Source organism: Anaerovibrio sp. (genome assembly GCF_024697385.1).
GTDB lineage: Bacteria > Bacillota > Negativicutes > Selenomonadales > Selenomonadaceae > Anaerovibrio.
In genome coordinates this window covers 1-20859 of record NZ_JAILFV010000168.1, presented here as the reverse complement: position 1 = coordinate 20859, position 20859 = coordinate 1, and the positions used below count along the sequence as shown (strand labels likewise).

At 41.9% G+C, this 20859-nt stretch carries 20 protein-coding genes and 1 other RNA gene; 10 read left to right on the top strand and 11 right to left on the bottom strand.

Going from position 1 to position 20859, the window contains the following annotated elements; genetic code table 11:
• Positions 1–181: 181 nt before the first annotated feature.
• The 3 genes from K6C05_RS08910 (at position 182) to gdhA (ending at position 3293) form a co-directional block, all read left to right on the top strand.
• Positions 182–367 (top strand): hypothetical protein, encoded by a 186-nt coding sequence (locus K6C05_RS08910; RefSeq protein WP_296733804.1) that lies wholly within the window; start codon positions 182–184, stop codon positions 365–367.
• Positions 368–446: 79 nt separating this feature from the next.
• Positions 447–1766, top strand: coding sequence for a hemolysin family protein (locus K6C05_RS08905; protein WP_296733803.1), 1320 nt, complete (start codon positions 447–449; stop codon positions 1764–1766).
• Between the two features lie 186 nt (positions 1767–1952).
• A complete protein-coding gene (gene gdhA / locus K6C05_RS08900) occupies positions 1953–3293 on the top strand; it encodes an NADP-specific glutamate dehydrogenase (protein ID WP_296733801.1) in 1341 nt (446 codons plus the stop codon).
• 101 nt (positions 3294–3394) lie between these two features.
• Here gdhA and K6C05_RS08895 read toward each other — a convergent pair whose 3' ends face one another.
• Positions 3395–4483 (bottom strand): hypothetical protein, encoded by a 1089-nt coding sequence (locus tag K6C05_RS08895; RefSeq protein WP_296733799.1) that lies wholly within the window; start codon positions 4481–4483, stop codon positions 3395–3397.
• Positions 4484–4641: 158 nt separating this feature from the next.
• On the opposite strand from K6C05_RS08895, the gene K6C05_RS08890 reads away from it, so the two are divergent.
• Complete coding sequence (locus K6C05_RS08890) at positions 4642–5100, top strand: hypothetical protein (protein ID WP_296733797.1); 459 nt, start codon at positions 4642–4644, stop codon at positions 5098–5100.
• Positions 5101–5184: 84 nt separating this feature from the next.
• On the opposite strand, the gene K6C05_RS08885 is transcribed toward K6C05_RS08890, so the two are convergent.
• The 10 genes from K6C05_RS08885 to K6C05_RS08840 form a co-directional block, all read right to left on the bottom strand.
• Positions 5185–7278 carry a heavy metal translocating P-type ATPase gene (locus K6C05_RS08885; RefSeq protein ID WP_296733795.1) on the bottom strand — a complete coding sequence of 698 codons (2094 nt, stop codon included), beginning with the start codon at positions 7276–7278 and terminating at the stop codon, positions 5185–5187.
• A complete protein-coding gene (locus tag K6C05_RS08880; protein WP_296733792.1) occupies positions 7278–8021 on the bottom strand; it encodes an HMA2 domain-containing protein in 744 nt (247 codons plus the stop codon). The genes K6C05_RS08885 and K6C05_RS08880 overlap by 1 nt, the downstream gene beginning before the upstream one ends.
• Positions 8022–8024: 3 nt before the next feature.
• A complete protein-coding gene (locus tag K6C05_RS11040; protein WP_363317189.1) occupies positions 8025–8534 on the bottom strand; it encodes an HMA2 domain-containing protein in 510 nt (169 codons plus the stop codon).
• Positions 8535–8635: 101 nt separating this feature from the next.
• Positions 8636–8845, bottom strand: a complete 210-nt coding sequence (locus K6C05_RS08870; RefSeq protein ID WP_296733790.1) for a hypothetical protein — start codon at positions 8843–8845, stop codon at positions 8636–8638.
• A gap of 130 nt (positions 8846–8975) precedes the next feature.
• Positions 8976–9983 (bottom strand): AraC family transcriptional regulator, encoded by a 1008-nt coding sequence (locus K6C05_RS08865; protein WP_296733788.1) that lies wholly within the window; start codon positions 9981–9983, stop codon positions 8976–8978.
• A 109-nt stretch (positions 9984–10092) separates the two neighbouring features.
• Positions 10093–11232, bottom strand: a complete 1140-nt coding sequence (locus tag K6C05_RS08860) for an ABC transporter permease (RefSeq protein ID WP_296733786.1) — start codon at positions 11230–11232, stop codon at positions 10093–10095.
• The gene (locus K6C05_RS08855; RefSeq protein ID WP_296733784.1) at positions 11229–12338 is read right to left on the bottom strand and encodes a biotin/lipoyl-binding protein; all 1110 of its coding nucleotides are present in this window, start codon (positions 12336–12338) and stop codon (positions 11229–11231) included. Before K6C05_RS08855 ends, K6C05_RS08860 begins: the two co-directional genes overlap by 4 nt.
• Positions 12339–12555: 217 nt before the next feature.
• Complete coding sequence (locus tag K6C05_RS08850; protein ID WP_296733781.1) at positions 12556–13350, bottom strand: ABC transporter ATP-binding protein; 795 nt, start codon at positions 13348–13350, stop codon at positions 12556–12558.
• Positions 13350–14228 carry an ABC transporter permease gene (locus K6C05_RS08845; protein ID WP_296733779.1) on the bottom strand — a complete coding sequence of 293 codons (879 nt, stop codon included), beginning with the start codon at positions 14226–14228 and terminating at the stop codon, positions 13350–13352. The genes K6C05_RS08850 and K6C05_RS08845 overlap by 1 nt, the downstream gene beginning before the upstream one ends.
• Before the next feature lie 169 nt (positions 14229–14397).
• Positions 14398–15396: an ABC transporter substrate-binding protein gene (locus K6C05_RS08840; RefSeq protein ID WP_296733776.1), complete on the bottom strand. Its 999-nt coding sequence runs from the start codon at positions 15394–15396 to the stop codon at positions 14398–14400.
• 519 nt (positions 15397–15915) lie between these two features.
• Between K6C05_RS08840 and K6C05_RS08835 the strand changes: the two genes are divergently transcribed.
• From K6C05_RS08835 to K6C05_RS11035, 6 genes are all read left to right on the top strand, one after another.
• Entirely contained in the window at positions 15916–17193 is a 1278-nt protein-coding gene (locus K6C05_RS08835) for an NCS2 family permease (RefSeq protein ID WP_296733774.1), read from the top strand.
• A 71-nt stretch (positions 17194–17264) separates the two neighbouring features.
• Entirely contained in the window at positions 17265–17870 is a 606-nt protein-coding gene (locus K6C05_RS08830; protein ID WP_296733772.1) for a DUF1847 domain-containing protein, read from the top strand.
• Positions 17871–17954: 84 nt separating this feature from the next.
• Positions 17955–18307: a transfer-messenger RNA gene (gene ssrA, locus K6C05_RS08825) on the top strand.
• Between the two features lie 522 nt (positions 18308–18829).
• Entirely contained in the window at positions 18830–19657 is an 828-nt protein-coding gene (locus K6C05_RS08820) for a hypothetical protein (protein WP_296733769.1), read from the top strand.
• 243 nt (positions 19658–19900) lie between these two features.
• The gene (locus K6C05_RS08815) at positions 19901–20173 is read left to right on the top strand and encodes a hypothetical protein (RefSeq protein WP_296733766.1); all 273 of its coding nucleotides are present in this window, start codon (positions 19901–19903) and stop codon (positions 20171–20173) included.
• Positions 20157–20435, top strand: coding sequence for a DUF4160 domain-containing protein (locus tag K6C05_RS11035; RefSeq protein ID WP_363317188.1), 279 nt, complete (start codon positions 20157–20159; stop codon positions 20433–20435). Before K6C05_RS08815 ends, K6C05_RS11035 begins: the two co-directional genes overlap by 17 nt.
• The last annotated feature ends 424 nt before the right edge of the window (positions 20436–20859 follow it).

Sequence of the window (20859 nt, the reverse complement as noted above, 5' to 3'; positions counted from 1 at the left end):
CGCCATTGTTCAAATTTTTCTTCTTTAGAAGAAAAATCTTCCAATTAGCGTTTCAACGAGCTGGGAGATATGCTCGCCAGCTGTTGTAGTTTGTTTTCCCCCACCTAAAGAGGAAGGGGACATCTTAAAGCTCGTTATATTAATTAATATATTATGTTTTATGAAAAAGGAGACAATCGAAATGAAACAGCCGTTATTTTTAATACTTGGATTCCTGATATTTTTTTCTGTCTGGAATCTCTGTGATTATTCCTATACCACTTTTGTCGACCAGGAAGAATTTCAGTTTGGATTGAGTCATAATCTGATGTTGCCTGCCATAGTCTACATCATAATATCCCTGTTTGCCCGCAAAAAGGACAGCTGATTTCCCTGCCAGACAATATCTGTTATTTTCTCAAAAATTATTATTGTTTAACCTGACAAAAAAAGGAGTGTAATTTTTTTTGGACACATATCACCCCACATTTATATTAACTGTTATTTTTATTCTTATACTCATAAATGTATTTTTTGCATTGGCGGAAACCGCCCTGACTGAAAGTCATAAAAGCAAGCTGGAAAAGATGGTAGATGACAATATTGAAGATGCTAAGGCTGCACTGGAACTTTGTGAATCCCCCGAACTGGCCTATGTAGTCATTCAGATAGGCATTACCCTGATCAGCATTCTGCTGGGTGTTGCTGCCAGTGTACTTCTTTCACCTGTTATTAATTCATACATTGACTTTATACCATATCATAAACATCTGTCACTTCTTATCAGCATAGTAATCATCACATATTTTACCCTGCTGATTTCCGAATTTTTGCCTAATTCCATAGCAAAACGCAACCCTGAGCATACCCTGATAAATTGTCAGGGCTTACTGCGAAAGCTCATTGGTCTTTCCCGGCCCTTCACGACTATACTCGGTGCTTCAGCTTCTTTTCTTTTAAGTTTTTTTGGTATTAATCTGAAATATGAAGATCCTGTTACCGAAGATGAGGTAAAGGACCTGATTGAACAGGGCACTGAAGACGGTACCTTTGAAAAAGCCGAACAGGATCTGGTGGACCGTGTGTTTCATATGAGTGATCAGACTGCGTACTCCATAATGACCCCACGGACACAAATGATGTGGCTGGATCTCAGCGACTCCCTGGAAAGCAATCTGGATCTGATAAAGCATTCATCTGAATATATCATTCCAGTTGGAAAAGATAGCCTTGATGACTTTTGTGGGGTCATTTACACCAAGGATATCCTGAATGCAGCACTTGATGATATTCCCCTTGAGCTTGACCAATTTATCAGGAAGCCAATGTTCATTCCCCGCTCCATGGAAACCTTCCGGGTCCTGGAGCAATTCAAGGAAACAGGAATTCATGAAGCTGTCGTTCTCGATGAATATGGCGGTGTAATAGGCTTCATAACCTTACAGGATATTCTTATTGAGCTTATTGGAGATACTAACAACAACAATGAACAGGAGCATATGCACATTATACCTAAGGATGATAACAGCTGGTATATTGATGGACTGTGCTCAATAGATGACTTCAAGGAAAAATTTGATATTGACGAGCTTCCGGATGAGGAACAGGACCATTATCAAACCATGGGAGGCTTTATTACAGCCTTATTTGGTTACATACCCAAAAAAGGTGAACGGATTGAATGGGACGACTTCATATTTGAAATTCTTCGTCTCGACAAATACAGACTTGATAGGATTTTATGTATTCAAAAAGTAGAAAATTCCCCTTCTGAAGAAGAAAAATAACTGAATAAACATACATTATACAGTTCAAGGCTGATGTTGCTTTGAACTGTATTTTTGTTTATCCAAAAAATACATCAAACAAATTATATTGTATACATTCATCAAAACTATTGAAACATCTCTTGGTTACTGTATAATGATGACTGTTATGAAACATGAAATGTACAATTGCTGGGAGGTATAAGAATGAATAAGTATGTCCAAGAAGTTATTGAAAAAGTTAAGCGTGAAAATCCAGGAGAAACAGAGTTTCACAACACTGTAAAAGAGGTTCTCACCTCCATAGCTCCTGTATTGGATAAAAACCCCCAATTTCAAAAGGTTGCCCTTCTTGAGCGCCTTGTTGAACCTGAGCGCACCATCATGTTCCGTGTACCATGGATAGATGATAAGGGTAATGTACAGATAAACAAGGGCTACCGCGTTCAGTTCAACAGTGCAATCGGACCGTATAAGGGTGGGCTCCGCTTCCATCCTTCCGTAAACTTGTCAATCATGAAATTCCTGGGCTTTGAACAAATATTCAAGAATTCCCTTACCACCCTGCCAATCGGCGGTGGCAAAGGAGGCTCAGACTTTAATCCAAAGGGAAAATCCGACACTGAAATAATGCACTTCTGCCAGAGCTTCATGACTGAGCTCTTCCGCCACATTGGACAGGATACTGATGTTCCTGCCGGAGATATCGGTGTAGGAGGCCGTGAGATAGGTTATCTTTATGGTCAGTACAAGCGCCTCCGCAATTCATATGAGGCCGGAGTACTCACAGGCAAAGGCTTGACCTACGGCGGCTCTCTGGCCCGTACTGAGGCAACCGGTTATGGTCTGCTCTATTTTACCAGCATGTATCTCAAGGACAACGGCATGGACTACAAGGGCAAAACCGTTGTAATATCCGGCTCAGGCAATGTAGCCACCTATGCAATAGAAAAAGCCCAGGAATTCGGTGCCAAGGTAGTGGCCTGCTCTGATTCCAATGGATATGTATATGACCCTGAGGGACTTGATCTCGACCTTGTAAAAGAAATCAAGGAAGTTCGCCGCGGCCGGATCAAGGAATACGCTGAAGCCAAGTCATCAGCGACCTACACCGAAGGCTGCAAGGGTATTTGGACCATAAAATGCGATATTGCCCTCCCATGTGCCACACAGCAGGAACTCGACCTTGAAGCAGCAAAAACACTTATTGCCAACGGTGTAAAGCTGATTGGTGAAGGCGCCAATATGCCTTGCACCCTGGAAGCCATAGAGTACATTCAGGCCAACAATGTTCTTTTCGCTCCTGCCAAGGCTGCCAATGCCGGTGGTGTAGCTACCTCTGCCCTGGAAATGGCCCAAAACTCCATGCGCTATAGCTGGTCCTTTGAAAAGGTAGACAATAAATTAAAGGATATAATGTGTTCAATTTACACAGCCTCCAAGGAAGCTGCCAAGGAATATGGTCACGAGGGTGACCTGCTGGTAGGCTGCAATATCGTAGGCTTCCTGAAGGTTGCAAATGCCATGATGGCTCAAGGTATTGTATAAACATTGCCCCAAAAGCATATAATTTAATCATAAAAAAATTACCGCCGTTTTTTAGTGGCGGTAATTTTTATTTAACATACAGTATAAGCTCGTTATACTCATTATTTTTCCACTGTGATATATTCCTTCAAATCACGGCGTACAGGAATGTTTTCCCCATATGCCCCATCCACAAAACCGGCCCGCAGGACCATCTGGGGTGGATTTGGCAATTTCAGCTCCATCATCAGGGCCAATCTGCGCCCGGGATTTTCCAGGGCATAGCTCATAGGCTGAATTTCAATGTTATTGCGCACAGCATACAGCCACACTTCCATGAGACGCATTCCCGCATTAACATATTCCACAGGATTCTCACCACTGGAAATTACTATAAATCCGGCACAGGCATCTGCCTGCTTTTGTGCCATTTCATATCCCTTGGCTGCAAAGCTGTCCCCCCGGGCCTTATCATGTGAAATAAAGGTATAATACAACGATTTTTTTATACCGGTTATTCCCATGTGCTCAGCACATATACCATCCTTTGTATTGATAACCTCACTGTTTGAAAGTCTCAACCATTTATCAAGCTCATCCCTTATCGCCTGATTATCCGCCTGTTCCCGGGCGGCTTCAAGGGTATGATGCTTTATAGCTTCATATTCGCCACCATCCCGGCCAAAATACACTGCTCCGTGGATTCCATGAAGTCCAGTCTGAAAAAATTCCGGAACATCATTGGGCATATATTCTCTTTTATCAGTATGGCGTTTTTTCATCAGGGCAATCAGCCCCTCATCCTTATCCATACCATTCTTTGTGTAATTGATAGTTATGGCCCTTCCATTTTCACTTATATGATGGCTGGTATTATAGCCATAGGCCTCAAAGGCCAAAATACAGCTTCTGGCATAAGCTCCCATGGATATGAGCGCTTCTCTGTTCTCAAAATCGGCAGCCGGCAGAGTCCTGTTGTCATCCAGCCCCACCACCAGGCGACCCTCAGAAGGATATATTGTCACCTTCCACATCTGGGCATTATGGGAACTCGGCGCCAGTCCTGCATAATACAATATTTTAGTCGTCTCATTATCCAGGCCATCCACGGTTATATCGGTATTAACTTCTACCATGCGTCCGGAAATTCCCAGATACAAAACAACAATTAAAATAAAAGATACGATAAACCAAATCAATTTAATCTTCATTTGCGCCTCCGCTAAATTAATAAAACTATAATTTTATAAAAGCATAAAAAAAAAGCATTGTCAAATTATCTACCCATAAGGATCCCTCCACTGCCCCCAACAATTAAGAAATCCTACGATTTTTACGATATAATATAAATAAGGAAGGATGGTGTATCATGAGCAGAATCGACAATGGCATGGACATGCTGCTTCAGCTGCAGGCATTGGCAAAAAACAACAGCAAGTCCACTTCAACCACAACGAAGACACAATCCGGTACAGGCACAAAATCCTTTGCCGAGATATGGCAAAACATCAACAAACAGCAAAAGGAATTTGAAAGTATAATGGACACCGTGGATATAGCTCAATACAAGCTGTCTTTACAGGATGCCTTTTGGTCAAACCAGGCAGATGCCATGAAATACCTCCGTAATTACACTCAACGCCATCAGCAGGCATACACTCAACAAACAATTGGTCTTATTACCACGGGAGTTTTTAAGCTGCAGCAGCTCAAATCAGGCATGAATTACAACATGGACCCAAAGCTGTCCCAGGAGTTGTCAAATCAGCTGCAATCTGCCCTGACAGGTTTAATGATGAGCAATATACAAACAGGGTGGCTTTCCTGATATTTCTAAAATAATAACCGCAAGCAAATATGGCCGGCAGTCAATAATGAACTGCCGGCCATTTAAATGCCATCAAATTTTCCTTCAGAAAAAGCTAGGTCCTGCGGCGCGCTTCTTGTCAGGAACCAATATACGGGCACTGTTAAGTACCACAGCAAGGGTTGCAGTATTATGAATGACTGCAGCCCATAAAGGATTGATTACTCCCAATGCTCCCAACAGCATGGCTGCTGAATTTACTGTTATTGTCGCAGTAAAATTCTGATGAATCAGGTCCATTGTGCGGCGTCCCAATCTTAAGGCTTCAATAAGCCGTGTTGGGTCCTCTGAGCGGATTGTTACAGCTGAAGACTCAGCCGCCAAATCAGTCTGCCGGCCACCCAGGGTCACACCCACATTTGCAAAGGCCAATGCCGGGGCATCATTGATACCATCCCCAACCATCATTACGGTCCCCTGTTTTTTCAGCTTCATCACGAACTTGGCCTTATCCTCAGGTAATACCTCTGCATGATAGGAATCAATATCCATATCCCTTGCTACTTCACTGGCTACGGTCTTGGAATCACCGGTAAGCATAACGACCTCATCTACGCCGTATCTGCGCATCTGGTTCAGTGTCTTTTTCATCATGGGCCGAATAGGGTCATTAATACCTATAACACCTAAAAGGACACCATCACGGGCCACATAGATATAACCCATACCAGGACTGTCCTTAACAGTGATGTTCATGCCCTTTACATCACGCTCATACATCAGCTTGGCACTGCCTACTATTATTTCACCGCCAATGAATTTTTCAAAGTCAGGAACAACGGCTGTCATCCCCCGGGCAACGATTGTTTTTGAAGATTTATGCTGCGGAACGGTCCAGGACTTATCCTTAACATATTTCTGAATTGCCACTGCCAACGGATGCACTGAATGCTGTTCGGCAGATGCTGCCAAGAGCAGCATTTCCTTTTCTTCTACCCCTGGTACTGTATGAATAGTAGAAACCTGTGGTACTCCGGAGGTAATGGTGCCTGTCTTGTCCAAAACAACAGTATCCGTATCAGCCAGTGCTTCAATGTAGTTTCCGCCCTTTACCAAAATACCCTGCTTGGCAGCAGCACCAATAGCTGCAGAAATAGCTGTAGCAGTAGAAAGCTTCAATCCACAGGAAAAATCAATGAACAGGAGATTTAAAACTCTCTGCCAGTCTCTGGTAGCCCCATAAACTATGGCAGCTCCCAGGAATGAAATCGGCACCAGAAGATTAGCCATGGTATCGGCAAAATTCTGCACCGGAGCCTTTCTTGTTTGAGCTTCTTCCACCAGATGGACAATGTGAGCCAAGGATGTATCGTCACCGACCTTTTCAGCCTTGACCACTATTTCTCCTGCCTCGACAACACTGCCGGCATAAACAGGTAATCCCTTTTTCTTCATGGCCGGAGCCGATTCACCGGTAATTGACGCCTGATTTACTGCCGCAGTGCCTGACAAAACCTGTCCATCAATACATATTTTTTCGCCAGTATGAACAGCGATGATATCACCTATTTTAAGCTCCTTTACTGGGACCTTTCTTTCAACACCATTATCCACCAACCATACATAAGGCTGGTTCATGTTCAGCAATCCGGAAATATTTCCCCGGGCCTTTTCTGCTGCATAACTGGTGAGCATTTCAGCCCCATTGGATAAAGCAAGAAGACTAAGGCTTGATTCAGGCTTTCCTGCGAGAACAGAGGCTATTACCGCCGTTGCCGTAAGAGTATCAGCATTTGGGCGATTCTCCTTTACCAGGCCCCTTACACCATTTTTGATGAAGTTGCGGGCAATATAAAGAATCATGGCACTTCTAAGGAACTGCACGCTGGCAAATGCCTCCGGGGACAGCCTTTTTAATAGCTGCATGGCAATGAGTCCGCCTACAGAAAGAGTGGCTTCACGCCTGTAATCAGCCATTTCCGGTGCATCATCGTGTTTTTTATATGACATGGTCGTCATATCCAACAGATTTTTTACCCTTGCTGCCGGAAAAACACCCCTATACCATATATTTAACTTATTGGCTACAACTACTGCCGAAAAAACACCCTGGATGGCTCTCAGTCTGGCACATAAAATTCTGCTTTCAGGTGTTGACAATTTAACACCCAACGGTGTGCTATAACGATAATATGTCATTAACCACGCCATCCTTTCATGAGATGAATAGCCCACCAAACCATGGTAGGTCCTGACGGACGCTGCCCATAAACAAGCATTTTACGCAGACCCCTAATCAGGAATACCAGGGAGAGCAGGCTGGAAAAATCAAACCAGCCTCTTGACACCTTATATATCTGACTGTTAATCATACTGAACATATTCTTCCAGTTTTCAAAATAAGTTGCTACCGGTTTTTGGCCCTGAGATTGTTCATTTCCACCATGGACATCAGTATCGGCCGCATTAACAGGGACAATGAGCTTACGAAGTTTTTCTGCACAGGCATCCATAGTGGCTTCATCACAGTTATATAAAATCAGCAGACTGCCAGTAAGCGTGTTAACCTTTACATCAGAAACCCCTTTTATCTGAGTTAATTTTTTCTCCAGCATTTCGGCCAATGGCTCATTCTTGATAAGGGATCTGATCCTATAGCGACGACGCCCCGGCAAAGCACTTACCAGCACAAATTCCTCAACCTTCCTGGAACCAAATACGCTGCTAAAATCAAAATCGCTTTTTTTCCCCCTTCCGGAGCCTTTTTTACTGAAAAAGTCAAAATTGCCAAGGTTACTGCCTTTTCCCCGGCCCGAACCCATATTTCCCAAAAAATCCAGCCCCCCTAAGCTGCCGCTTTTGCCTTTTCCCTTACCACCTATGAATTCATTGATGCTGCGCCCTATGGTAGCACCCATCATAATTCCGGACATAAATGACATGAACTATTTCCTCCTAACATGATTTTTTATATATTCCTCGACCTTAGTCAATTCAATGTTGCCATGAAGGACCGCAGGAGTGTATTTGATCAGAATAGATCCACTTACCTCATTTACCTGAACCTCATCAAGCTCAGTATAATTATTGAGATAATCCAAAACTTCATCACATTTAGACCTGTTACCAATAAGAGTTTTACTGTACAAGCGTACACGCCCCGGTATATAGGAAGATATCTCCACTGACCTTATGAATAAATCTATTTTGGATGTAGGTATATTCACAAAATCCATGATTTTCATTTTTTCAACCACCTTCAATGCATCACTTTTCATTTTGTTGCTATGCTGCCATGAATGTAAAACAGAAGTCCCCAGCCAAACAATCCCACACAATGTATGCAGCTGTTTCTGCCCAGTGAGAACAGAAGCCACTGTCCCCACAGCAGCAATGCTCATTGGAACTGACAATGGCATGGTTTTTATAAAATTATTCAGGCTCTTTTCTGCCATATTCATCCACTCCCCTACAACACACATTATTTTTGGCATAATATGCGAAAAGGAGGCTGCTCCAGCCGTTACCGAAACAACCTCCCCATTGTTCATTAAAATTACTCAGCCTGAGCTGCCTCCTGAGCTGCAATCATGTCCTCAAGCTCTTCCTTCTGACGCTGAAGCTCAGCCAAAGGTATCTGTCCGGCCTCCGGAGCTGCCTGCATAGCAGCCATCTGCTGCTCACGCTCCTGCATGAAGCGATAGCCAAAAATACCAGCTACTGCACCTACAGCCAAACCAATCCAAAAATCTGTCTTCTGAAACATTATATTTACCCCCTCAAAAATAAAAATTTATTTAATATTTGAATTACATACCATTATGATACACAATTATTAATACAATTACTGCCCCAAAATAACAAAATAATCCATTTGTTCAATAAAGATTTTGATATTATTTCTCATTTTTCTCACGCTCAAAAAGGAAATGGCCCTCCATCACCGAGTTGTTTTTTCTGTATTCGCTAGGAGTCATACCATAAACAGAGCGAAACGCCGCCGAAAATTTGCTTGGATTTCCATAGCCCAGCTTCCCGGCTATATCAGTTATACTCATCCCTCCACCCTCAAGATATTCTACAGCACGCATCATACGATAATGCTTGATAAAAGTATAATATGGTTTGCCATAAACCACCCTGAAAGCATTTTGCAGGGTGGTTTTCCCTATCCTGTATTCAAGGGAAAGTTCTGACAGCGAATAATGCTTATCCAGTGATGCTGTGACCTGCTCATGCACAGCCTTTATCTTTTCAATATCCTTGGCACGAAAATATTGATTTTTTGCCGATGGATGTTCTGCCGGTATAAACAGGGTACCTAAAATTTCCAATAGCTTCAGGCGCAGCTTATGCTTCTGAATCATGGGATCCACATGGTAAAAATCCTTAAACAGGCGGATTAAGTCATGAGTTGCCTTAATATGAACAACATCCTGTGTTTTATTCAGTTCAGCTGTCAATTTCCCCAAAAAGTCAGTTACTTCCGGAAACAGCTCCCGCAGTGAGGCTATGGCCCTGGCAGTAGATATAATAATGGTGATTCCCTTGTAGCCTTCCGGCGTGAAGCCAGCCTTTTTTTTGGGAATCCCCCATAAATGGGCCTCTACCTCTCCCGCACAAAGGGTAAAATCTCTGTCATTAAGAATGCAGCTAAACTGCCCTTCCAGGCAAAAATTTAATTCAATGACCTCTTCATCAGTTGCCTCATATTGAACCTCTGAGCCTTTATCTGCCTTAAAATTATTAAAAACCATATCTATCCCTGGCATAATGGTCATATATAGCAATGAGCTTTCAGAACCGTTTTTCTCCCTACGAACAAAACTGATTTCACCTGAAAGGGTAGGCTCACCTTCCAGTCCGCAGTTAGTGCACTCTTTTACAAATCTTTTCTTTGGCATAGGTACTCCATAAAAAAAATGAATCTCAGTGAGATTTAACTATTATTGTCTTGTCATTTCAACCTCTACCAAAGTATTTTATCATATTCCGGACGGCATTTCCTACCACTTAACAGGAGGATTTTCCATATTGAAGCTCCCCTGCATCAAACTGAAGCTGTTCCCTGTCAAATTTCCTGGCAAAGATTATCCAGACAATTGCTATATAGATCAAAAACTGGCCCAGTGTAACTGCACAATCCAATACACCCGCACCCCTGAAAACTATATCACGAATAAATTTAAACTCCCAGGTCAAAGGAAAGATCTGATTAAACCAATGAACCCATTCCGGCATCAGTGTCATTGGTACACCATATCCGCCAAGAATAAATCCCCCAGGTACAAAAAGGATCATCCGGCTGGATGCGGCACCGGGATTAGACGCATTCCAGCCCATAAAAACTGAAATCATACCCAAAGTCAAAATATACATGGCCTGAACGATAAAATAAAATATTATACTGCCGGAAAAATTAATATCACCCCAAAAACGCAGAACCACCAGCCCGATAAAGTTGGCAATCAACCAACAGCCACAATATGGCAACAATCTTTGCAACAAATCATAGGCAGTACCTGCCCTGAGATGAAGCGCCAATTTTCCTTCCAGCCTGAGTCGCGGAACCATTCCCAATGTAGCAAAAGCAAAAAACATACTGGAAAAGAAAATCAAAAATCCTGTGACCTCACCGTTACTGGCTGAATCATTTGGATTAAACAGAGACCGTGTCACCAGGCTGGTTCCTCCATTGATTGCATCACCTGTGCCTAGACTGGGATTATTTACTGAAGCAACAATTTCATTAAGAGCCTCCCTGACACCACTAAGGGATGAAGAACTTGTATTATCGTAAAATACACCTATATCCGCTTTTGTACCGTTATAGTGATTTTTTTCCAGGCCCTGGGGCAGATAAACAACTGCATAGGCCTTGTCGCGATACATCAGTTCATTCGGCTCCGCAGGAGTATTAATCACTGCTTTAACCGTCAAAAATTGTGAATTGTTCATATCATTGATTATTTCCCGACTGTAATGGGAATTGTCCAGATCAATAACCATAATAGGTGTATCCTTGGCATAATTCAAGCCTAACATAACACTAAATACAACGGTTATAACCAGTGATACCATTATTGACACCTTTTCATATGGCATTCCCTGGCCGGAAAGCAATGTTTTTAACTCATCCCGAAAGGCCTTCATCTCAATTTCACTCCCATCGTCATCCCGGGAAGAATACCATCCTCCTGGTCAAGATATATCCTCATCTGAAAGGAGGTTAAGTCTGCCTGACCTTTTTCCCTTGTCATTTTCAAATCAGCAAAGCCTGGTGCCTGGGTAACAAGACGGATTGTACCCATGACCTTCTTTTTACCGGCCACTGAAACAGCCTCGATTTCATCACCTTCATGATATTTGTTGATGTTTTCTTCGCTTATATATACATCAAAATAATAACGGCTGCTTTCCATTAGGATGACAGGTACATTAGGAGATACCATCTCCCCTTCCTTGGCCAAGATCTTGATAATTCTTCCATCCTCAGGTGCCCGCAGTGTAAGGCGCTCTTTCTTTACCTTCAGTTCCTTGAGCTGTACCTCCAAGCCCTTCAGCTGTTGAACAAGAGCTTCAACATCATTCATTTTATTTGCTGCAGACTGGCGTTGTATTTCAATAGTGGGTAAATATAAGGAATCCGTGTCGCCTGTATCAGCCGAACCGGCCAGTAATTTACTTAAAAGCTGCTTTTGCTGAGCTACATTTGCTGCTGCCACCTGCAATGCTGTGGTAGCACTGTCCAGTTCTGCCCTGGAAATAGCTCCACATTCCATCAGGCTCTGTTTTCTGTTATAATCCAGACTGCAGTTTTGATAACTGGCCTCCGCTGATTCCACCGCAGCCCTTTGCTGGTCAATCTGGCGGAAGCTCTGTTGTTCATTGGTATCTGCCTGAGCCAGGGAAATATTGACACCTCCACCGGCAGACTTGATCTGTGCCTTCAGCTGTGCTATCTGAGTTTCCATCCTGGATATGGAAAGATCTACATCTGTGCTGTCCAAAACCATGAGCACATCACCCTTTTTCACGTCCTGTGCTTCCTTAACATTTTCTTTTATCATTCGACCACCTACTGATTCAAAGGAAAGCTTAACCTGCTCTGCAGTGAGTATACCTTCCTTTTTTTGTGTAGCCAGCACCAGGGCATCGTTACCTGTATACATGAGTAACAGCCCCGCCAGAATAATCACTCCAACAAAAATAATTCCAAATTTCTTTGCCTTACGCTTCTTGTCCATCTTTACCTCCATAACTTTGCAAATAAAAACCGGCCAATACAATAACCTTCAGCGACCACAGTTTCCGTCCCTGTAGTCAGCCAGTATTGTATCAGCCGGTGAAATTTCCCAAATATGGGCGACGCTCTCCAGCGCAATATTTAATTTTGAGTCTTGGTCATTTTACGACAAAATATTATACTAGTCAAGCAAATTAATTATTTTGTATAAAGCAACCATATCAAGCAGGTCAGCTCAGCAGCAAGGCATCTGAATTCAGTTCACTTCCTGCAGCCTTTTCAAACATGGCCAGCAGGTCCCTGATGGTAAGATGCTTTTTCTCTTCACCACTGACATCAATCAATATCTTGCCATCATGAAGCATGATCAGACGGTTTCCACAGCTCAACGCATCCTTCATATTATGAGTAATCATCAGAGTCGTCAGCTTACGGCTGTTGACAATATCATTGGTCAGCGCCAAAACCTGAGCCGCTGTTTTAGGGTCCAGGGCAGCAGTATGCTCATCCAGCAGAAGCAGCTTCGGCTCCACCAACGTTGCCATAAGCAATGTCAAGGCCTGACGCTGTCCACCGGATAGCAAACCTACCTTTGACTCCAGTCTGTCCTCCAGTCCCAAATTTAAGGATTTGAGCTGCTCACGAAACACCTCCCGCTGAGCTGCAGGTGAGCTCCAGCTTAAGGTAGGCATCCTTCCACGACGGGAAGCAATGGCAAGATTTTCTTCAATCTGCATATTAGCAGCAGTACCCATCATTGGATCCTGAAAAACACGGCCAATGTATTTTGCACGCTTATGCTCTCCCCACTTGGTAATATCCTCACCATCAATCACAATTGAGCCTTTATCCACCTTGAAGGTTCCGGCAATAGAATTCATCAGTGTGGATTTGCCGGCACCATTACCGCCAATAACGGTGACAAAATCACCTGGCTTTAAATGAAGCGACACACCTCTGAGGGCCACCTTCTCCGTAATAGTGCCTGGATTAAATGTCTTGTATATATTGTCTATTTTTAACATTATCCGGTCACCTTCCTCTTTTTCAGCTTTCCTTGAAACAGTGGCATTGAAAGAGCAATAGCCACAAGAATTGCCGTGAACAGCTTGAGATCATTAGGTGGCATACCCATCTGCAGCACTATAGCAATTACGGCCCTATACACCAGGGAACCAAGAATAACAGAAACAAGACAGTTTTTAAAACTGCGGGTACCAAAAAGAACTTCGCCAATAATAACTGATGCCAAGCCTATTACGATAGTACCCACACCCATACCAACATCAGCAAAGCCATTGGCCTGGGCCACCAGGGCACCTGAAACAGCTACCAGGGCATTGGATATTACCAGCCCTAAAATAATAGTGACATCAGTATTGATACCATTGGCACGGATCATGTGCTGATTGCAGCCTGTAGCACGGATGGCAGCGCCAATTTCAGTACCAAAAAACCAGTAGCATACTATACCGGTTAATAATACAAATATAAATCCTACGAGCAGAATCATATTCCCCTGGGAAATATTTCCGGCACCATAAATATTAAATACTGTATCAACCTGCAAAAGTGACAAATTTGCCTTACCCATAACATGAAGATTAACGGAATATAACGCAATCATTGTAAGTATTCCGGCCAGAAGAGCTGGAATCCTCAGCTTGGTACACAAAAAACCGGTGACAACACCTGAAAGCATACCGGCAATTGCTGCCACCGCTATTGCTGTCAATGGATGCCACCCGGCCAACAGCCCGGCAGCTGCAGTTGCTGCTCCCAGAGGAAAGCTTCCTTCCACTGTAAGATCAGCAATATCCAGCACCCTAAAGGTAATAAAAACACCAATCGCAAGCAGGGACCATAAAAGTCCCTGAGATATGGTAGGAATAATCAAATCCAAAGCAATAACCTCAATTCAAAAACAAATAAAGACTCCAGACATATTGCCAGCACAACGCAACCGTATGCCTGGAGCCAATCAACATAACATCAAGATCAATCAGCCGACTCCACCTGATTTCAGCAGGCTTTAAATCCCTGTCGACAATGGAAGGCAACAACCTGATTTATCATTTAATTACTTCAGCATCCTTTAATACATCCTGAGGAATAGTTATACCTAATTTTTCAGCCTCAGTCTTGTTGACAACAGCCTTCAGGCTCTTGGCAAACTGTATAGGCATAGCGTCAGGCTTTGACTTGCCCTCCAGGATATCGGCGGCCATCATGCCTGCCTGTCTGCCCAGCTGATAATAATCAACACCATAGGTTGCCAATCCACCAGCCTTTACCATATTGGATTCACCACAAATAACAGGTTTCTTGAAGGCACTTGTAACAGATACCATGGTTGGCATAGCGGATGCAATCACATTATCCGTAGGAACATAAAAAGCATCTACCTTATTCACAAGACTCTGAACGGCCTGCTGAATATCATTAACAGTTGAAATTGTTGCTGCCTCAACCTTTAATCCCTTTGATTCAGCATATTCCTTCATGGCCTTATACTGAATTTCCGAATTAACCTCACTGGAGGTATATACACAGCCTACAGTCTTTGCATTAGGACAGAGCTTGATAAGAAGATCAATCTGCTCCTTAATAGGATTCATATCACTGGTACCGGTAACATTACCGCCAGGTGCGTTATTGGATTTAACCAGCTTTGCTGCTTCATAATCAGTAATGGCACAACCAACAATAGGAGTTTCCTTGGTGAGATTTGCCACAGTCTGTGCAGCAGGAGTTGCAATTGCATAAATCAAATCAACCTTGTTGCTGATAAATCTCTGTCCAATATTCTGAAGATTGGACTGATCAGCCTGCGCATTCTGATTATCAATAATTATGTTTTTGCCTTCTTCAAAGCCTCTCTCCTTCAAGGCATCAACAAAGCCCTTATTGGCTGCATCAAGGGCATCATGCTCTACCAGCTGAACAATACCAATACTGTGTTTCTTATCCTTGGATGACTGCTCAGAATTACTGCAGCCGGCAATTAACCCCATGGACATTACTGCAACCATGCCCAAAGCGGCCAATTTCATCTTTTTTGAAAAAAACATGCATTATCACTCCCATAAATTTAATATTACAAACATAACAGTATTATACATTATTGTTTCAAAAAAATAAACCATGTTTTTCTCAAAAGAACAAAATACTTCTTATGGTGGATAAATATTATTTTTTTTACCACAATGTCTTTTTTATCATCCTCTTTATCATTGCAAAGGAAAAATATTCCATCATGACAAAAAAATGCTTTTTTCCGTATAACCTATCATACATTTGACAGTTTGAAATATGTAAAATAGAATAAGACAAGGTGAGGCTACATGGTCCGGTGAGTGGAATATATTCCTCTTTCCTGCTATGTTTTGCTATCCTGCCGTTAAAGAAATACCTGAATACAGTTTACAGGGCTGCAGCTCTATTTTGTTAATATCAGCCAATGATTATTCTCAAAACATTTTCACTGCCGAGAACAATCCCAGTCATTACACAATGGTTGAGCCATACTATATCCAAAGAAGGAAATAATAAATATGGAAAATATTAAAAAATTTATCAGAAAATATTTTTTGATTGAGGAAAGGGATACATCAATCCGTACAGAGTGCCTGGGCGGATTGCTCAATTTCTTCACAATAATGTATATCGTGGTTGTAAATCCGGCCATGTTCGCCGCTGCCGGAATGGATTTTGGCGGGGTGTTTTTGGCAACCATAGTTTCCATTGTAATAGGTTGTCTATATATGGGCATCGTCTCAAACTATCCAATTGTGATAGCTCCAGGCCTGGGCATTAACGCCTATGTGGTATATACGGTGATTATGACCATGGGCTACAGCTGGCAAAGTACCCTGGGGTGTTGCTTCGTAGCCGCTACGATTTTCCTGCTGCTAAGCATGACCTCCTTCCGTGAACAGCTTATAGCCTCCATTCCGGAATGCTTGAAGGTAGGCATTACAGCCGGTATAGGTCTGTTCATAGTTTTTATCGGACTTAAAAATGGCGGCCTTGTAATTTCCGATCACAGTACCTATGTTGCCCTGGGTGACCTAACCAATACAGGAACGGCACTCACTGCTGTGGGTATTATTATCAGTCTTATTCTTGCTACCAGAAACATTCCGGCAGCCATGCTTCTGGGCATGTTCATTCTTGCAGTAGTATCATATGTACTCGGAGTATTTCAACTGCCTCAGCAGCTCATATCCCTGCCAACAGGCTTCAGTGCCACAGCGGGACACCTTGATTTTACACATGTTCCTGAAATGCTGCCCATTGTCATAATTATATTGCTGGTCACCATGTTTGATACCACCGGAACGATGATTGGAGTGGCCAAACAGGCCAAGCTGATGAAGGGTGATTATTTTCCAAATCTTCGCAGTGCCCTGATGTCAGACGCCTTCGCCAGCTTTTGGGGTACTCTTATGGGAACAGGCCCCTGCTCCAGTTTTGTTGAATCCTCTGCAGGAGTAATGGCCGGTGCCCGTACAGGATTGGCTGCTGTCATAACAGGTCTCCTGTTCATTTTATTGATTTTCATGTTTCCAATTGCCAATGCAATTGCAGCTGTACCGGCAATAACTGCTCCGGTTTTGATCATAGCCGGCATTCACATGTTCAGGGAAATCAACACCTTGGACTGGGGAGATAAACGGGCTCTTTTCCCTGCTGTACTAACCTGCATCATGATGCCACTTACCTATAGCATCACCAACGGTGTTGCCATTGGAATGCTTAGCTATGTTGCCATTTCCATTGCTGTTGGCAAAATAAGGGAAATACACCCTCTGCTCTACCTGTTCAGCATATGGTTCCTGCTGGATTTCCTGAAGATTTTACAATGATCACAAACCACCTGTCGCCAGCTGACAGGTGGTTTTATCACGCTCACCACAAATAAAAGGAGGATATTTCCATGAAAGCTGATTGCGCTAACTGCACTTCCCATGCATGCTATACCAAAGGTGTAAACTGCACCGAATATAAGGACGAGGATATTTTGAGTGCCTATAGCGATGAGGAAAAGAAAATAATGCAGGCTGCGGCCTATGTAGAAGGAACTTTTTACAGTAATATTACCAGGCTGGAGGAAACGGCCGAATTTGCCAAGGCCATGAATTACAAACGGTTAGGCATGGCATTTTGCATCGGCTTTAATGCAGAAGCAAAATATATTGCCAGATTTTTTAAAAACAGGGGCTTTGAATTTTACAGTGTATGCTGTAAAAACTGCAGTTTTGCAAAAAAAAATCTGGATTTAAAACAGGTAAAGCCGGAATTGGAGCACGAAGCCATGTGCAATCCAAAATTTCAGGCAAAAATTTTGGCGGAAAAAAATACAGAGCTTTTCATCGCATGTGGCCTGTGTGTGGGACACGATGCAATATTTAACGCTTCCTGTCCGGGTCCTGTAACCACTTTGGTTGTAAAGGACCGTCTCCTGGCACATAATCCGCTGGGTGCCATATATTCCCGTTATTGGAAAAGAAAGCTGGGAATCATGGATGAAGGGGAAATTTAAGTTGACTTTTCCGTTATTATTGCTATAATTAATAACACTAAACATATATCAGAAATCTCTAAGAACCGGGATTTCCCTTTACAGGGGGATGTAAAGGTTTCGACGGGGGTGGCTGGAATATGGATAGCGAGCCGGGGGGTCACCTAGCCCCGTCAGTAAGGTGAAAACGCTTTAAATATAAAAGCAAACGAAAACTACGCTTTAGCAGCTTAATGCTAACCTCTGTCTGCTTATCTCCCGCGTGAGCGGATAAGAGGTCAATAGCGGGATACTCTACAGGCTGACTCCTGGAGGCCTGAAGGGGAAATTTCTCCAGGATCGGAGGGACGGCGGTTGTCTGTGTCTGCCCAACTCTTAAACTTAAACATTGACTGCGCTCGGAGAAGTCTATATGACAACGCTTTCGGACAGGAGTTCGATTCTCCTCATCTCCACCACATATTCGGTCGAAGTCGAAAACTTTGACCATAGCATAAGGGCCCTAACCACTGATGGTTAGGGCCTTTTCGAATGCTTTCGAATAGGGCGAAAAAGAAAATAACGGTATTTCGGTGGAAATGTTAGATACGGTGAAAATAAGCGATAATAATAGAAAAGAGACCTAGATGATTATTAGAGTTTTTTCTCAATAACAGGAGTGCTTTTAAAATGTTAGAAATTGTGAAAACAATTAAGAAGTTAGGTTTTTACTATTTTCTATAAGATATGTTTCTATTTGGTTTTGGATAGCTTGTCGCACAGAGGCATAAGCTCTTCTATTTTGGCAACAATGCGGTGCTGTTCGGAAAGTGTGGGAGAAGGAAAAAGCATTGGGTTGGCATTTTTATTGACCATTTAAACTTGAATAGGGAGATGGTTTTGATGTTATAATATATAAAAATAAGATGATGCTTCTGCGTTATTATGAGTAATGTAACAATTGATGTGAATTGTAAAACATAAAATTGGAGGTTATATAAATGATGAATAATAAAATCAGATTAATTTTATATAGCCTGAATTTTAAAATGTGTACCATGATATTATGCTTGATGATGGTATTATTTTGTACATCGTTTCTAATGGGATGTAAAAATCAAGCATCATATGAAGCAGGTACGGAGAAACAACTGGATTATGAATCTAGGAAAGATGATGAGACCTTTGCTGATTACTTGAAAGTGTGTCAAAGAGAATATAATGAGGGCCTACAGCAAATTCAGGAAATTGATTTTGAACATCCTGACAAAGCAAAAACGAGAGGCTTGTCATCTAAATTTGCCTTAGCAACATACGTTAATTTCATGAATAAATCTTTTTTTGATAAAACGGCTAAGTATGAGCAGGTGGTTGCGGCTTGTCCAAATGCCACTGAACTATATTCTGTCTCTGTGTGTTTAGAAAAAATAGCAGAAGTTGGTTCAGTGGAAGAAGCATTATTGCGCTATGATATCATATACAAACAGGCAATAATAATTCCGGAACATTATGATGGAATTTTAAAGGACAAAATTATTATGTTAAGAAATCACATTATAGAAGTGTATGAAAATGACACAAAACCAAATCTTCAGGGCCAAGAGCTGGAGGGCAAAGTTAAAGCAGAAAAAGCCACTAATTATCGTTATGAAAATGATTATGAGAATGAAGATGATAAAGAAAACTGTGATAATAGCTATATCGCTGATTCTTATTCTTATGAAAGGGTAAAAAACAGTAAAAAGATATCGGATCAAAAAAGTGAGAAATCTGAGAATGAAAATAAATTATTAAAATATTATATTATTTATAAAATGATGCATCCTTAAAAAAGCTTTGCTATAGTGCGGCTATACAGAGTATTATTTTGTATATTTTAGCCATAACTGAGTTTAATATCCCAGTTTGTTGGCTATCTTTTCGCATTATGCTATACTTAACATAAGAACAAAAGTTCACTATTTTCGTTTTCCCCTGTTTAAGGTGCTTTGAGGGATATGATATCATGTGTACATTGTCGATAAATATACCTGATGAGCTTGCGGTATTTTTGCGAAAGAGAGGTGGGGATTATGATGTATCCTTTTATGACCTTGGAAGATAATACAGAGATTGTTCATTCTGAAATGTTGCCTGATAACAGAGTAAAGGTCTACGTGGAAAAGCCTGACGCGAAGGATTGTTTCCATGATATGACCTGTTATTTGCCGAGTTACGAGATAGAAAGCGTAAATGGATTTTCTGAAGAAGAAGTTGCCGAGTATATGGAAATAATCCGCTCTACGGCTCATCTTATTATTGAGTTTTCTCAGGAGGGTGGTTTTTCTAATGCCTCAGGTCTTTAAGATTGGCCCATACTGGATTTATTTTTGGGCTGATGAAAGTAAGCCTTTGGAGCCAATACATGTCCATGTATCGGAGGGAAATCCTACTCCAAATGCAACTAAGATATGGATAACAAGCACTGGCAAATGCTTATTGTGTCATAATAAAGCTCGTATTCCAGATAAGGCTTTACGAAATGTTATGAGGATAATTGAGGCGAGAGCTGATAGCGTGGTAAAGAAGTGGAGAACCTTTTTCGGAGAAGTGAAATATTATTGCTGAAATACTAATTTGATTATTCAGTTTGTCAGACAGGGATGACTTGGAAATACCAAAACTTATTGTTAGTAATTATTAACAATAAGTAACTAAGGTGATGTATGAATCATCTCCACCATCAATTAGGGCGAAAACGCAAAAATCGCCTGCTATAAAGAAGGCCAGGACCATTTCTAGAGTGGTTCTGGCCTTTTTGTTTGTCTGTTATTGGCACAGTCTTTTGTGTGCTAAAGGGGATTTCGTTGAATTTTTGCATTCTATGAATGGGGATTCGCACGGGAAATCAGTTTACTTGAATGGGGATTCGCGTTATAATCTTTTCAAAGAGGTGAAATAACATGAAAGAAACTGTCTTTCAAAGAAAAATATATAATGAAATGCTCGAGTGGAAAAGAAAACGCAGTGATAAATATGCTCTTTTGATAAA

What these genes read in the sequence shown, in the direction of transcription:
- K6C05_RS08910 (WP_296733804.1), top strand. Translation starts at nt 182, where the DNA reads ATGAAACAGCCGTTATTTTTAATACTTGGATTCCTGATATTTTTTTCT.
- gdhA (WP_296733801.1), top strand. Translation starts at nt 1,953, where the DNA reads ATGAATAAGTATGTCCAAGAAGTTATTGAAAAAGTTAAGCGTGAAAAT.
- K6C05_RS08895 (WP_296733799.1), bottom strand. Translation starts at nt 4,483, where the DNA reads ATGAAGATTAAATTGATTTGGTTTATCGTATCTTTTATTTTAATTGTT.
- K6C05_RS08890 (WP_296733797.1), top strand. Translation starts at nt 4,642, where the DNA reads ATGAGCAGAATCGACAATGGCATGGACATGCTGCTTCAGCTGCAGGCA.
- K6C05_RS08885 (WP_296733795.1), bottom strand. Translation starts at nt 7,278, where the DNA reads ATGACATATTATCGTTATAGCACACCGTTGGGTGTTAAATTGTCAACA.
- K6C05_RS08880 (WP_296733792.1), bottom strand. Translation starts at nt 8,021, where the DNA reads ATGTCATTTATGTCCGGAATTATGATGGGTGCTACCATAGGGCGCAGC.
- K6C05_RS11040 (WP_363317189.1), bottom strand. Translation starts at nt 8,534, where the DNA reads ATGGCAGAAAAGAGCCTGAATAATTTTATAAAAACCATGCCATTGTCA.
- K6C05_RS08870 (WP_296733790.1), bottom strand. Translation starts at nt 8,845, where the DNA reads ATGTTTCAGAAGACAGATTTTTGGATTGGTTTGGCTGTAGGTGCAGTA.
- K6C05_RS08865 (WP_296733788.1), bottom strand. Translation starts at nt 9,983, where the DNA reads ATGCCAAAGAAAAGATTTGTAAAAGAGTGCACTAACTGCGGACTGGAA.
- K6C05_RS08860 (WP_296733786.1), bottom strand. Translation starts at nt 11,232, where the DNA reads ATGAAGGCCTTTCGGGATGAGTTAAAAACATTGCTTTCCGGCCAGGGA.
- K6C05_RS08855 (WP_296733784.1), bottom strand. Translation starts at nt 12,338, where the DNA reads ATGGAGGTAAAGATGGACAAGAAGCGTAAGGCAAAGAAATTTGGAATT.
- K6C05_RS08850 (WP_296733781.1), bottom strand. Translation starts at nt 13,350, where the DNA reads ATGTTAAAAATAGACAATATATACAAGACATTTAATCCAGGCACTATT.
- K6C05_RS08840 (WP_296733776.1), bottom strand. Translation starts at nt 15,396, where the DNA reads ATGTTTTTTTCAAAAAAGATGAAATTGGCCGCTTTGGGCATGGTTGCA.
- K6C05_RS08830 (WP_296733772.1), top strand. Translation starts at nt 17,265, where the DNA reads ATGAAAGCTGATTGCGCTAACTGCACTTCCCATGCATGCTATACCAAA.
- K6C05_RS08820 (WP_296733769.1), top strand. Translation starts at nt 18,830, where the DNA reads ATGATGAATAATAAAATCAGATTAATTTTATATAGCCTGAATTTTAAA.
- K6C05_RS08815 (WP_296733766.1), top strand. Translation starts at nt 19,901, where the DNA reads ATGATGTATCCTTTTATGACCTTGGAAGATAATACAGAGATTGTTCAT.
- K6C05_RS11035 (WP_363317188.1), top strand. Translation starts at nt 20,157, where the DNA reads ATGCCTCAGGTCTTTAAGATTGGCCCATACTGGATTTATTTTTGGGCT.